Origin of the sequence: Planktothrix sp. PCC 11201, from assembly GCF_900009135.1 — a bacterium.
Taxonomy (GTDB): domain Bacteria; phylum Cyanobacteriota; class Cyanobacteriia; order Cyanobacteriales; family Microcoleaceae; genus Planktothrix.
This window is the reverse complement of the sequence record NZ_LT797699.1, coordinates 56,986-69,378: the sequence shown is the minus strand read 5'-3', so window position 1 is coordinate 69,378 and position 12,393 is coordinate 56,986. Positions and strand designations below refer to the sequence as shown.

The 12,393-nt window shown below is 40.3% G+C and carries 13 protein-coding genes and 2 rRNA genes; 7 read left to right on the top strand and 8 right to left on the bottom strand.

Features of this window, described 5'->3' with window-relative positions; genetic code table 11:
* Nucleotides 1-3 precede the first annotated feature (3 nt).
* Nucleotides 4-1,254: a sensor histidine kinase gene (locus tag PL11201_RS08985; protein WP_079678256.1), complete on the top strand. Its 1,251-nt coding sequence runs from the start codon at nucleotides 4-6 to the stop codon at nucleotides 1,252-1,254.
* Nucleotides 1,255-1,263: 9 nt separating this feature from the next.
* Here the strand turns inward: PL11201_RS08985 and PL11201_RS08980 are convergent, their stop codons facing one another.
* Nucleotides 1,264-1,602, bottom strand: coding sequence for an ArsR/SmtB family transcription factor (locus tag PL11201_RS08980; RefSeq protein ID WP_234996650.1), 339 nt, complete (start codon nucleotides 1,600-1,602; stop codon nucleotides 1,264-1,266).
* Nucleotides 1,603-1,793: 191 nt separating this feature from the next.
* Here PL11201_RS08980 and PL11201_RS08975 point away from each other — a divergent pair, with 191 nt between their 5' ends.
* Nucleotides 1,794-2,939 carry an alkene reductase gene (locus tag PL11201_RS08975; RefSeq protein WP_079678254.1) on the top strand — a complete coding sequence of 382 codons (1,146 nt, stop codon included), beginning with the start codon at nucleotides 1,794-1,796 and terminating at the stop codon, nucleotides 2,937-2,939.
* A gap of 166 nt (nucleotides 2,940-3,105) precedes the next feature.
* On the opposite strand, the gene PL11201_RS08970 is transcribed toward PL11201_RS08975, so the two are convergent.
* On the bottom strand, nucleotides 3,106-3,435 hold the full coding sequence (locus PL11201_RS08970) for a hypothetical protein (RefSeq protein WP_144017706.1): 330 nt from the start codon (nucleotides 3,433-3,435) through the stop codon (nucleotides 3,106-3,108).
* A gap of 464 nt (nucleotides 3,436-3,899) precedes the next feature.
* Here PL11201_RS08970 and PL11201_RS08965 point away from each other — a divergent pair, with 464 nt between their 5' ends.
* A complete protein-coding gene (locus tag PL11201_RS08965) occupies nucleotides 3,900-5,243 on the top strand; it encodes an AAA-like domain-containing protein (RefSeq protein WP_079678253.1) in 1,344 nt (447 codons plus the stop codon).
* 123 nt (nucleotides 5,244-5,366) lie between these two features.
* On the opposite strand, the gene dnaN is transcribed toward PL11201_RS08965, so the two are convergent.
* The 3 genes from dnaN to PL11201_RS08950 form a co-directional block, all read right to left on the bottom strand.
* Nucleotides 5,367-6,542: a DNA polymerase III subunit beta gene (gene dnaN / locus PL11201_RS08960; RefSeq protein WP_079678252.1), complete on the bottom strand. Its 1,176-nt coding sequence runs from the start codon at nucleotides 6,540-6,542 to the stop codon at nucleotides 5,367-5,369.
* A 110-nt stretch (nucleotides 6,543-6,652) separates the two neighbouring features.
* Nucleotides 6,653-7,126 carry a GNAT family N-acetyltransferase gene (locus tag PL11201_RS08955; RefSeq protein WP_079678251.1) on the bottom strand — a complete coding sequence of 158 codons (474 nt, stop codon included), beginning with the start codon at nucleotides 7,124-7,126 and terminating at the stop codon, nucleotides 6,653-6,655.
* Complete coding sequence (locus PL11201_RS08950) at nucleotides 7,119-7,298, bottom strand: hypothetical protein (protein WP_079678250.1); 180 nt, start codon at nucleotides 7,296-7,298, stop codon at nucleotides 7,119-7,121. The genes PL11201_RS08955 and PL11201_RS08950 overlap by 8 nt, the downstream gene beginning before the upstream one ends.
* Nucleotides 7,299-7,496: 198 nt before the next feature.
* Between PL11201_RS08950 and PL11201_RS08945 the strand changes: the two genes are divergently transcribed.
* Together PL11201_RS08945 and PL11201_RS08940 are read left to right on the top strand one after the other, a co-directional pair.
* Nucleotides 7,497-8,819: a M16 family metallopeptidase gene (locus PL11201_RS08945; RefSeq protein ID WP_079678249.1), complete on the top strand. Its 1,323-nt coding sequence runs from the start codon at nucleotides 7,497-7,499 to the stop codon at nucleotides 8,817-8,819.
* 197 nt (nucleotides 8,820-9,016) lie between these two features.
* The gene (locus PL11201_RS08940; protein WP_079678248.1) at nucleotides 9,017-10,045 is read left to right on the top strand and encodes a C39 family peptidase; all 1,029 of its coding nucleotides are present in this window, start codon (nucleotides 9,017-9,019) and stop codon (nucleotides 10,043-10,045) included.
* Between the two features lie 38 nt (nucleotides 10,046-10,083).
* Here PL11201_RS08940 and nadC read toward each other — a convergent pair whose 3' ends face one another.
* Both nadC and rrf (PL11201_RS08930) read right to left on the bottom strand, forming a co-directional pair.
* Nucleotides 10,084-10,935 carry a carboxylating nicotinate-nucleotide diphosphorylase gene (gene nadC / locus PL11201_RS08935; protein ID WP_200816739.1) on the bottom strand — a complete coding sequence of 284 codons (852 nt, stop codon included), beginning with the start codon at nucleotides 10,933-10,935 and terminating at the stop codon, nucleotides 10,084-10,086.
* Nucleotides 10,936-11,019: 84 nt separating this feature from the next.
* Nucleotides 11,020-11,136 (bottom strand): 5S ribosomal RNA (gene rrf / locus PL11201_RS08930).
* 324 nt (nucleotides 11,137-11,460) lie between these two features.
* Here rrf (PL11201_RS08930) and PL11201_RS08925 point away from each other — a divergent pair.
* The gene (locus PL11201_RS08925) at nucleotides 11,461-11,703 is read left to right on the top strand and encodes a hypothetical protein (RefSeq protein ID WP_079678246.1); all 243 of its coding nucleotides are present in this window, start codon (nucleotides 11,461-11,463) and stop codon (nucleotides 11,701-11,703) included.
* 79 nt (nucleotides 11,704-11,782) lie between these two features.
* Entirely contained in the window at nucleotides 11,783-11,995 is a 213-nt protein-coding gene (locus tag PL11201_RS08920; protein WP_079678245.1) for a J domain-containing protein, read from the top strand.
* A gap of 272 nt (nucleotides 11,996-12,267) precedes the next feature.
* On the opposite strand, the gene rrf (PL11201_RS08915) is transcribed toward PL11201_RS08920, so the two are convergent.
* Nucleotides 12,268-12,384: ribosomal RNA gene (gene rrf / locus PL11201_RS08915) — 5S ribosomal RNA — on the bottom strand.
* Between the last annotated feature and the right edge of the window lie 9 nt (nucleotides 12,385-12,393).

The window sequence follows — 12,393 nt, the reverse complement described above, 5'->3', positions numbered from 1 at the left end:
TCTATGAAAAATTCCTATTCCCATTCTATTTTAATTGTTGATGATAATTTGACGAATGTTAAGCTGTTATTAGATATTTTGAATCAATCTGGCTTTAGAGTTTCTATTGCCAAAAGTGGGGAAAATGCTTTACTAAAACTGCAAGAAACTTTACCGGATTTAATTTTATTAGATGTGATGATGCCGGGAATTGATGGGTTTGAAACCTGTCGTCAGTTAAAGGATAATCCTAAAACGAAGGATATTCCCGTAATTTTTATGACGGCTTTAAGTGACTTGGTGAATAAAGTAAAAGGGTTACAAGTGGGAGGAGTAGATTATATTACTAAACCCATCGAACCGGAAGAAGTATTAGCCCGAATTAATGTGCATTTACAATTAAGAAAAATGCAGCTTCAGTTAATTCAAACGGAAAAAATGTCTTCTTTGGGTCAACTAGTCGGGGGAGTAGCCCATGAAATTAATAATCCGATTAATTTTATTTACGGAAATATCTTTTATGCTCAACAATATGTGGGAGATTTACTCAAAACTATTAAACTTTATGAACAGTATCTTCCCCCTAATATTCCTGAACTTGAACAATGGTCTGAAGAAATTGATTTGGCATTTTTGAAAAATGACCTTCCCCACCTTTTATCCTCAATGGAAGTAGGAGCAAATCGAATTCGAGATTTAGTCCGATCTCTACGGGTTTTTTCTCGACTGGATGAAGCACAATTAAAAACCGTAGACCTCAAAGAAGGAATTGAAAGTACATTAATGCTATTAAGTCATCGTTTCAAACCTACTTCTCATCGTCCTGAAATTCAAGTGATTCGAGACTACGATAAATTATCGACTATTGAATGCTATGCTGGTGAAATTAATCAGGTTTTTATTCACTTATTGAATAATGCTATTGATGCCATTGAGAGTAAAGTCGCAATGTTAAAAAATCAGCCCATCACAGAGGATAAATTTGTCCCCAAAATCACTATTAAAATTGAACCTAACACCGATAAATCTCAATTAACGATTAATATTGGTGACAATGGAATTGGGATGTCACGGGAAGTAATCCGTCGTAGTTTTGACCAATTTTTTACCACAAAACCTGTGGGACAAGGCACGGGTTTAGGATTAGCAATTACCTATGCTATCATTGTTGATAAACACAGGGGAACCCTAACCTGTAGTTCTGAGGTGGGAGAGGGAAGCGATTTTACAATGACTTTACCGTTTTACCAGGAAGTAAATCATAATAGGGAATAGGGATCAGCATTACTCCTTGTTTGATTCCGACTGCATTAACCCTTGAAAACACTCCTCTAAGACATTCCAATTAATCGAATTATACTTGGTTTGTCCGTCTTTTCTAATATGAATTAATCCCGCTTCTGCTAAAATTTTAGAATGGTGACAAAACAAAGCTAAACTAATTCCTGCCTGGGATGCCACCTCAGATCCACTCATTTCCTTTTGTTGTGCTAACATCTGAATCATTCGCAATCTTGTTGGATCACCCAAAGCGGCAAAGATTTTAGCTCGTTTTTCCGTATCACTGATGGTTACGGTTAAAGGTGAATAGGTATCGAGATTTTCGCAGGAGTCGGACATCATGGGTTTAAAGTAGGGCTATATTTCCATCGGTATCAACCACTTGACACGGATGCTGTATTATCCCCATTCTAACTCCTGTGAGCCCAAACTTAAATAGTTAAACAACCGCTTGACTTTTTTCCAGGAATGTTTTATCTTGATAATTAAACAGTTGTTTAACTACTAAACCAAGTCTGGGGCAAAAAAACATAATGAACAGTCAATTTAACCTATTTTCCTCCTTCCAATTGGGTCGCTATACCTTACCCAACCGCTTAGTCATGGCCCCACTAACCCGCAACCGCGCCGGAGTCGGAAATGTCCCCGTCCCCCTCAACGCTGAATATTATGGACAACGGGCCTCGGCGGGATTAATTATTTCCGAAGCCACCCAAATTTCCCCTCAAGGAGTAGGCTACCCAGGCACACCAGGAATTCATTCGGCGGAACAGACCCAAGGCTGGAAACTCGTCACCCAAGCCGTTCACCAACAGGGAGGCCGGATTTTCCTGCAACTGTGGCACGTTGGCCGAATTTCCCATCCCTTACTGCAACCCGATGGAGCCTTACCCGTAGCCCCTTCAGCCATCGCCCCCGAAGGCACAGCCAGTACCCTGGAAGGGGAAAAACCCTTCGTCACCCCCCGAGCTTTAGAAACCGAGGAAATTCCTGGAATTGTAGAGGACTATCGCCAAGCGGCAGAAAATGCTTTAGCGGCGGGATTTGATGGGGTGGAAATTCATAGTGCTAATGGCTATTTATTGGATCAGTTTCTCCAAGATGGTACCAACAAACGCACCGATCAGTATGGTGGCACACTGGAAAATAGAAGCCGATTTTTATTAGAAGTGACGAGAGCAGTGGTGAGTATTTGGGGAAGCGATCGCGTCGGGGTGCGACTCTCTCCGGCGGGTTCATTTAATAGTATATCCGACTCTAATCCCGTAGCAACCTTTAGTTATGTAGCTAATGCTTTAAATCAATTGAATCTAGCTTATTTACATATTGTTGAACCGCGATCAAATGCCGATGCCCTGAATAATTGGGCTCAAATGGAGCAAACAGAAATTCCTTTAGCCGAATTAAACGCTGGATTTTTCCGTAACTATTTTAAGGGGGCAATTATCTCCGCCGGAGCCCATAATCGAGAGAGCGGAAATCAAGCGATCACTTCTGGAAATGCCGATTTAATTGCCTATGGGCGGTTATTTATTTCTAATCCCGATTTACCCAAACGTTTTGAGATAAATGCTCCATTAAATCCTTATGATCGATCTTCATTTTATGGAGGAACAGAAAAAGGGTATACCGATTATCCTACTTTAGAAAAATTGCAATCCGTTGCCGTTAATTCATAATATGGCAGTCGCGGGCACCGCGGTTATGACTCATACTGATCCAGAAAACCTGATGGAGAAGTCTTCCCCCCTGTTCCCTGCTATAGAAATTAGTTCTCAAAAATATAGGGGCTAATTAGCCCCTGGGGAATTATCATAGAATTTTACAGTTAAGAAACAGCAAAAATTAAGCGGCAATAGGGATATAGATTCTAGCATTTTCAATCCGATCAATAATTGCTTTAACTTGGGATAAATCCTGGGATTCAAACCAATCATCGGTTAAATAATCGTAGGCTTCCCAAGTTTGAGTGACTTCAGGATCATAGCAGATAAACCATTCCCGATAGAGTTCCCCTTGATCGATATCAGGACATAAAGAAAGCCATTCATCCCCAGTGAAAGTTTCAATCTTATTAATAATTTTTTGTAAATCTGAAATACTCAAAGAACTATCACAAGAGTTAGCGAAACTGGCAGTAGATTCAGAAGTTGTTAAAGTCAGATGGGATTTCATGGCTAAAAATTTAACTCGATGTTTTTACTTTACCGATATTTACTCCGGCAAATATGGGAGAGTGTGACACTATTTCAACTAGACCAGTTCCGAGTTATCTTATTGACACAACCCGACTCCAAAGACTAACCTAAAGTTCCAGGGTGCATTAGACAGATTAGAGAATGGCACAGCCATCTTGTTCGTGTTGGGAAAAACTGTCTAGGGTTTTAGTCGTTTCCGGTGAGTGAATCGGGAATCAGGACAAAATTAAGATCACAGAGGATTGCTATATATAGCAATAGGGAATAGGCAATCTCGCTATAGGTAAATACTTACTGTGAGCAGCTTTTATCTTTCAAGAATGTCCTAATAGATGTGGCGACTGCTATATTAATTAAAGTAACTCTGTATTTTAAATTTATTAAATAAAATACTCAGATTCAGTTATATAATTTATTAACATAAAAAATATTGGGGTTAAAATGGTCAAAAGTGTTGAAGAAATTTTGGGATTAACTGAAATGCTAATTACTGCTAAAGGTAAAAAATCTCTGAGTTATATTCAGAAAGTGATTTTAACAGAAGCCCTATTAGAAACAAAAAAAACCTATGATCAAATTGCCGAAGAAAATGGTTATTCTCCCAGTTATTTAAAAAATGGAGTCGCCCCGCATCTGTGGCAACTTTTATCCGATATACTAGGTGAAAAGGTCACTAAAACAAATTGTCGCTGTTTATTGGATAAAGAATTAGACGATAAAAATATCCCTGAAATTATTCCCAAGATTATTTTTCCTGAACATCAGAGTTTAGAATCCCCCGATGGCCAAGTTCCCCTTGATTCTATATTTTATATTGAGCGATCGCCGATCGAATCAATCTGTTATCAAGAAATTCAAAATCAAGGCACATTGCTGAGAATTAAAGCCCCTCGCAAGATGGGAAAAACCTCCTTAATGGCTCGAATTTTAGATTATGCTCAACAACAAGGGTATCATCCCGTGCGCTTGAGTCTCCATTTAGCCAGTAGCTTGATTTTTTCGTCTACAGACAAGTTCCTCCGTTGGTTGTGTGCCAATGTAACTCAACAGTTAGAATTAGAATCCAAAATTGATGATTTTTGGGATGAAGATGTAGGAACATTAGTCAGCAGTTCCCTATATTTTCAGGGATATTTATTAGAATCAATTCAAGAACCCATTATTTTAGCCCTTGATGAAGTGAATCAGTTATTTGAGTATCCTTCCTTAGCCCGGGATGTCCTAGCCCTATTACGATCTTGGCATGAAGAAACCCGAGATATTAGCAATTGGAAAAAATTAAGGTTTGTAATTGTCTATTCAACGGATATTTACATTCCTTTAGACACCAATAAATCTCCCTTTAATGTAGGTTTGGGAGTTGATTTACTGCATTTTAATATCAATCAAGTTGAAACTTTAGCGCAACGATATGGATTACAATTAACGGCTCAAGAGTTAAAACAATTCACCGAATTTGTGGGGGGATTTCCTTATTTAGTAAGGGTGGCACTTGATCATAGTGTTCGCCATAATTTTTCCCTACAAGAGTTACTAGAAAAAGCCACCAGTGATACGGGAATTTATGCCGATCATCTCCACGAACAGTTATGGTTACTGGAGCAAGACCCAGATTTAGTCACAGCTTATCAACAAGTCATTAGTACAAATCAACCTATTAAAATTGAACAGGTGAAAGCGTTTAAATTAAAAAGTATGGGACTGGTTCATATTGATGGAAATTCAGTTATTCCCAGTTGTGAGTTATATCGTCAATATTTTCAGGAGTATTTTAGAGGAGAATGATGGAATTAAAGTTTTATATTTAATCTGAAAATTTGTTTTTTTTTACTCTCTATAGCGAGTTTAAATATGTTTTATATCAGTATACAGAAACCGGGTTTGTCCAAGAAACCCGGTTTCTAGGGATTAATTCCTTAATTGTACAGGCATGACTAAATAAGTCATTTTAATCCCCCCTAACGGATTAACAATAACTGGAGTCGTGGCAGCATTCAATTGCAGGGAAACTTCCGAGGTATTAAATACTTTTAAACCCTCTAATAAGTATTTAACATTAAACGCCAATTCCTTGGGTTCATCCCCAGAAATTTGAGCAGGGAGAGATTCCAAAGCATTACCAACATCGGCAGCTTCTACGGATAAAGCAATTTGTTGATTAACATGATCAATGCTACATTTAACAATATCATTCTTCTGAGAAGCTAAAACCGCAATCCGTTCTAACGCACCGATAAATCCCCGCCGATCTAAATTAATTTGGTTGACAAATTGATGGGGAATCAACTGTTGATAAGCCGGATAAGCCCCTTCTAATTTACGAGTATTTAATCGTTGTTCCCCCAGTTCAAAAATTACTTGACTCTCATCAAATCGCAAGGTAATCACCACGGGAGAATCATCTTTAGACCCGCCGTGAGTATCAACAGTTCGCATCGCCACCATGCGTTCAACTTCCCTTAAAGCCCGGGCTGGAACTGTTACCTCAAATTCCTCTAATTCCTCATCGGGATCGGTTTCGCTTAAATTTTCCGTTTGCACAACTGCTAATCGATGACCGTCCGTTGAAGCAAATTCGATCGTATTATTTTGAACTTTTAAATGAACTCCAGTTAAAACCTGTTTAGTTTCATCGGAACTTGTAGCAAATAACGTCCCCTTCAATCCCGAAATCAAAGATTCCGCCGCCAAATGAATAGAATCGCCCGTTTCAATAGCAGGTAATTCGGGATATTCTTCCGCCGCCATCCCTCGAATTTGATACTCTCCTGAACTCGAAGTTAAATTAACAATGGCTTCCCCAACTTGATCATCAATGGTAATTTCTCCCCCGGGTAAACGGGAGACAATATCATTAAATAATTTAGCCGGGACAGTTAAGGTTCCTCCCTCGGTGACCGTCGCCTGCATACTCGCCCGAATTCCCAAACTTAAATCAAATGCAGTTAAATTTAACCGTTGATTTTCTTCGTCAGCATCAATTAAAATATTAGATAAAATTGGATGATTCGGACGGGATGGAATCGCCCTAGATACCCAAGATAAATTAGAACTTAATTTGTCTTGTTCAACAATAAATTTCATAGTTAACCTCCATTGGTATGTGTTAGCATAATCATAATGCCAACAATTTCTAACATTCACGAGAGAAACGAACCCCTAATTATAACCTAGAAATCCCTCGATATCCTTAACTATAGAATCTTCTGCATCAACAAAGATTGAGGTTGATAACCCAATTTCTGATAGAGATTGAGAGCGGGTTGGTTATTCGTGAAAACTTGTAGACTAATTTTGCGATCGCCCCGTCCTATGGCCCACCGTTGGGCATGAGCCATTAAAGCTGAACCAATACCCCGTTTTCGGTGTTCTGGTGCCACATACAATAAAAAAACATGGGCGGTGCGTTCTCCGTCGGCTAAATCAATCGCACTACCTAACCATAAACAAGCTATCGGTTCGGGTGGGCGAGGGTCTGGGTTAAATTTATCCACCCACCACAAAGGAGTTTGAGGCGAAAAATACTGCTCAATAGTTAGGGCGAGATGGCTTAAATCTTGATCGGGGAATTGTTCCTTATAGGTTCTATATGCAAACTTGAGTAATAAAGCCCGATCTAAACGTGACCCCTGGCGCAAATGATAACCGGGGATAAAAACTTCAGACACGGATATGATTAAGGAAATAGGTCGCCGATTTAGTCGGAGCAAAAACCGTGCCAATGGGTGCTGGGGCGCTCATATCTCCAGGGAGAAAAATTCGCGCACTGACAACGAACAGAGCGAATAAAAACATGATGACCACAATCAACGGGGCCATATATTGACGAAAGAATGCCATAATCAGTTATCAGTAAACAGTTATCAGTGTAGGAGTTGTCAGTTTTTAGCTAATAACTTACAATACAGTAAAAACTATCAACTATCAACGAATAACTAATAACTGGTACGGATGCGCCAATAGCCTAACGAGATTGCGCTTTGCTAAGGTGCGTCTAACCACTGATAACTGATAACTGTTTACTGATAACTGAACTCAATGACTTCTATCCTCGTTAAACCATCTTTGCCTCGACCGATCAATCCCACTGTTCATCAACTCTCCAATGGCCTGACCATTGTGGCAGAAAAGTTAGCCGTTGATGCGGTAAATCTCAACGTTTGGATTAATATTGGTTCAGCCATTGAATCCGATGATATCAACGGTATGGCCCACTTTTTAGAACATATTGTTTTTAAAGGCACACCCCATCTGCAAATCGGCGAATTTGAGCAAAAAATCGAACAGCGCGGTGCGGTCACCAATGCAGCAACCAGTCAGGACTATACCCATTATTACATCACCACCGCTCCCCAAGACTTTGCGGATTTAGCTCCCCTACAGTTTGATGTGGTACTCAATGCCAGCGTCGCGGATGAAGCCTTTGAACGGGAACGATTTGTGGTCTTAGAAGAAATTCGTCGGGCTGAAGATAACCCGGGTCGGCGTTCCTTCCGTCAGTCCATGGAAATCGCCTTTGAGCGACTCCCCTACCGTCGTCCAGTTTTAGGGCCAGCATCAGTCATTGAGCAGTTACAATCCCAACAAATGCGGGACTTCCATCGCACCTGGTATCAGCCGCGCTCCATGACCGTTGCAGTGGTGGGAAATTTACCCGTGGAAAATTTGATCCAAACGGTGGAAAATGCCGTTAGCTCCGTTTATCCGGCATCCTCGATGGCTTCTGCCCTCCCTGAACTGCAACCCTGGACTCCTGAAGCGAGTTTTCAGGAAATTGTCCGTCAAGAAATCGTCGATGATACCTTGGAACAAGCCCGATTACTGATGTTGTGGCGCGTACCCGGTTTAGCAGAACTGTCTCAAACCTATCCTTTAGATGTTTTAGCCTATATTTTGGGTCAAGGAAGAACCGCACGACTATTCCAAGACCTACGGGAAAATCGGGGGTTAGTTTCGTCGATTTCTGCGAGTAATATGACCCAGCGTTGGCAGGGGGTATTTTATATTTCAGCCCGTTTACCCGTAGAGAATTTGGCTCTGGTTGAAGGAATTGTCACCGATCATATTCGTCAAATCCAAAGCGAATTAATTACCGAAGATGAAATTGCCAAAGTTAGAATGCAGGTGGCAAATCGGTTTATCTTTGGAAATGAAACTCCTAGCGATCGCGCCGGGTTGTATGGATACTATCAATCTTTGGTGGGAGATTTAACTGCGGGTCTCCATTACCCCGATCACATTCAAGGTTTGAGCTCAGAAACCATTCAACAGGCGGCACAACGGTATTTGTCTCCTAACGCCTATGGAATTGTAATTTTAAAACCCTCCTCCAACAGTCATCAGTCATCAGTCATCAGTTAACAGTTAACAGTTAAAGAGTTAACTGTTAAAGAATTATCAGTTAAAGAGTTATCAGCTAAAGAGTTATCGGTAAAATTATGTTCCTTGAATTAAAGAAAACCCAGAGTTGGGAAGTTTCACAGGGACTAATAATGGTAAAATTGTCCTGACAACTTTGATCTCCATGTTTTTTGAGTCATTGGTGAGAATTAGCCTCTATGAAACTACAAGATTTTCTCGGTAAAAATACTCGATATGATACTAAAGGCATTTCTGAAGACGACGAACTTTCCCGTCAAATTCAGACTCGACTAATTGATTTAGGACTGCTTGATCCGCCTGTGGACGGGATTTTTGGCCCCAAATCAACAGCTGCATTACACCAATTTCAGAAGTTGATGGAGTGTGGTGAAGCGGGTTATCTGGGTGCAGTGACGGCGAAAAAGCTAATAGAAGCAAAACGGGAACAGATTCCCGTAGCCACCCCAATTCTAAAAACCGTTAAAAGTACAGTTTTTAAAGTTAAACCCATTGCTTCTTCTCAACTCAATGACTCGGAGAAATTTACAATTCCCGCCGATAAAGAATTTAGTGTTTTAGCCTACGATCCCATCCGGGGGCATTTACGAGTCGCTTTACGCACCGAATCCTATGGGGGATATTCGGTCTTATATATTTGGGGAGAACACGCTGAAATTTATGAAAATGGAAATCGGGTTTATCCTAAACCACTTCCTCCGAGTTTCCGTCTCAATGTTCCCTATAAATCTCAATTGGATAATTGGTTTAATCCGACGGGATCATGCAATGTGACTTCCATCGCCATGTGTTTGGAATACTTTAAAGCTCGTCGCAAAACCAGTTCCGGCCAGTTTGAAGATGAACTCTATGAATATGCTATCAATAAGGGCTACAGTCGCCATAACCCTAACGATTTAGCTCGAATTGTCCGAGATTATGGTTGTCAGGACTATTTTACTGAAAATGCCACCATTGATGATATCAAAGATTGGGTTGCGGCTGGAAATCCCGCCGTTATTCACGGATATTTTACCTCCTTTGGTCATATTATGCCCGTGGTGGGTTATGACGAATATGGGTTTATTGTTCATGACCCCTATGGAGAATGGTTTTCCTCGGGTTATCGCACGGATTTGAGTGGGTCTTATTTGAATTATTCCTATCTATTGATCCGCCGAGTTTGCATCCCTGATGGTACTTTTTGGGTGCATTTTATTTCTAAGTGAAATATTAGGGCGAGGCAACCTCGCCCCTAAATTTTGGTTTAGATTCTCATGCTTAAATCCAACCAATTTGAACGGGTAATCGGGGCACTGGTTGAAATATAATCAACCCCGGTTTCTGCAACAAAACGAATAGTTTCTAAGGTAATATTTCCCGATGCTTCTATTTTAATTCGGGAGTTATATTCACGAATTATATTAACAGCTTCTCCCATTAACTCTAAGGACATATTATCTAACATAATAATATCCGCTTGATGTTCTAACGCTATTTTAACCTGTTCTAAGGTTTCTGCTTCGACTTCAATGGTTAAAGGATAGGGCATGGTTTCTCGAATTTTTGCGATCGCCTCTGCAATTCCCCCCGCCGCCGCAATATGATTATCTTTAATCATAATCGCATCATCTAATCCCATCCGATGATTTTTTGCCCCACCGACTTGCACCGCATATTTTTCTAATAATCTTAATCCGGGTGTGGTTTTACGGGTATCCACTAATTGACAGGGTAAATCAGCGATCGCTTCTACATATTTCCGCGTCTCTGTAGCAATTCCACTCAGTCGCATGGCTAAATTTAACGCGACTCTTTCCCCTGTTAATAATGCTTCTAAACTCCCCTGTAAAAATGCAATTTTTGTCCCTTTTTCACACCATTCTCCCTCTTTAACTAAAGGAGTAAATTCTATTTCATGATCCAACAGTTGAAACACTCTTTCCGCAATCGATAATCCAGCAATTACACCCTTTTCTTTAACAATCCAATCGGCAGATTTGACCTGATTTCCGATTAATAATCCTGCGGTCGTGCGATCGCCTCGTCCAATATCTTCTAATAACCATTGTTGTAATAGGGGATCTAAAATAACCCTAGGAGGTAATATCGCATTCATCATACATTAAGGATTTCCAAATATTCTATAATACTAAAGCCTTCTTCCTATTTATCACTGGAAGAAGGCTTTAGTTTGATATTAACCTGGCACCGAGCTATTTTCCCAGGCGGCTACCCGCCAAGTATCTTCGCCGTGTCAGCGTTTCACTTCCGAGTTCGAGATGGATCGGAGTGGTTCCACTGAGCCATAGACACCAGGAAAGCTCGATAAAACTTTTCCTGTTCTTGAGGGCTTTGCGTTCCTGTGGTTCGCTCGTTTTTCCCTCACAATTTACTAATCTACTCTATTTCTCTAGGAATGTCAACCCCTTTTGCGAAAGATTTTTTTTCTAGGGTCAAACTGAGCTAGAACATAAAGCCAGAAACCGATTCACCGAAATCCTATTACTGTAGATGTTACCACAAGGACACGAAGGAATGGATTAGGGGGTATTCTGTTGCTTGTTGCCTAGTATAGTAATGGTAGGGAATAGAAACAACTTTAAGAAATTATTGATATCATTATTATTTGGGAGATTTGATCATGGCAATTGATTTACCTTGGGCTTTAGCATTAGTGGTTATGTCGGGACTAATTCCGGCATTAAAAACCATTGAAAATTCGACCGTTTCCCCCTCTGGAAATTCATCAAAATATCCTACACAGATCATTTGCTATGAAAATTCAGAATTAAGGTTGAGTGATATTAAATTAGTGGAAGTTGAACAAGGAATGAAAGAATGTTATGTCAATAATTTAGAATGGGGAGAAATCTGTCCTAGATAATTTAATCCGTAAGGGGTTTATTCTTGATTACAATAATTCTGAGGGCTAAAAAATAAGAGCAGGTCAACAAATTTTAAACGTGGAGATTGAAAAATATTATAAAATCTTAGACTTAAAACCAGGGGTAAGCTTAGAGGAAGTTAGACAAGCCTATCGACATCTAGCATTGATATGGCATCCTGATCGTTATCCCCAAAATTCTCTCCTACAAATCGAAGCCGAAGCAAAANGTATCTTCGCCGTGTCAGCGTTTCACTTCCGAGTTCGAGATGGATCGGAGTGGTTCCACTGAGCCATAGACACCAGGAAAGCTCTATAAACTTTTCCTGTTTTTGAGGGCTTTGCGTTCTTGTGGTTCGCTCGTTTCTCCCTCACAATTTACTAATCTACTTGATTTCTCTAGGAATGTCAACCCCTTTTTCAAAAGATTTTTTTTGATCATCCGATCTGGCTTTTTGATGGGGTTTGGGGGATCAAGCGGGTCAAAGAAACCGGGTTTCTGAGGTTAAAATACTAAAGCCTTCTCCCGATTTATCACTGGAAGAAGGCTTTAGTTTGATATTAACCTGGCACCGAGCTATTTTCCCAGGCGGCTACCCGCCAAGTATCTTCGCCGTGTCAGCGTTTCACTTCCGAGTTCGAGATGGATCGGAGTGGTTCCACTGAGCCATAGACACCAGGAAAGCTCTA

What these genes read in the sequence shown, in the direction of transcription:
- PL11201_RS08985 (WP_079678256.1), top strand. Translation starts at nt 4, where the DNA reads ATGAAAAATTCCTATTCCCATTCTATTTTAATTGTTGATGATAATTTG.
- PL11201_RS08980 (WP_234996650.1), bottom strand. Translation starts at nt 1,602, where the DNA reads ATGATGTCCGACTCCTGCGAAAATCTCGATACCTATTCACCTTTAACC.
- PL11201_RS08975 (WP_079678254.1), top strand. Translation starts at nt 1,794, where the DNA reads ATGAACAGTCAATTTAACCTATTTTCCTCCTTCCAATTGGGTCGCTAT.
- PL11201_RS08970 (WP_144017706.1), bottom strand. Translation starts at nt 3,435, where the DNA reads ATGAAATCCCATCTGACTTTAACAACTTCTGAATCTACTGCCAGTTTC.
- PL11201_RS08965 (WP_079678253.1), top strand. Translation starts at nt 3,900, where the DNA reads ATGGTCAAAAGTGTTGAAGAAATTTTGGGATTAACTGAAATGCTAATT.
- dnaN (WP_079678252.1), bottom strand. Translation starts at nt 6,542, where the DNA reads ATGAAATTTATTGTTGAACAAGACAAATTAAGTTCTAATTTATCTTGG.
- PL11201_RS08950 (WP_079678250.1), bottom strand. Translation starts at nt 7,298, where the DNA reads ATGGCATTCTTTCGTCAATATATGGCCCCGTTGATTGTGGTCATCATG.
- PL11201_RS08945 (WP_079678249.1), top strand. Translation starts at nt 7,497, where the DNA reads ATGACTTCTATCCTCGTTAAACCATCTTTGCCTCGACCGATCAATCCC.
- PL11201_RS08940 (WP_079678248.1), top strand. Translation starts at nt 9,017, where the DNA reads ATGAAACTACAAGATTTTCTCGGTAAAAATACTCGATATGATACTAAA.
- nadC (WP_200816739.1), bottom strand. Translation starts at nt 10,935, where the DNA reads ATGAATGCGATATTACCTCCTAGGGTTATTTTAGATCCCCTATTACAA.
- PL11201_RS08925 (WP_079678246.1), top strand. Translation starts at nt 11,461, where the DNA reads ATGGCAATTGATTTACCTTGGGCTTTAGCATTAGTGGTTATGTCGGGA.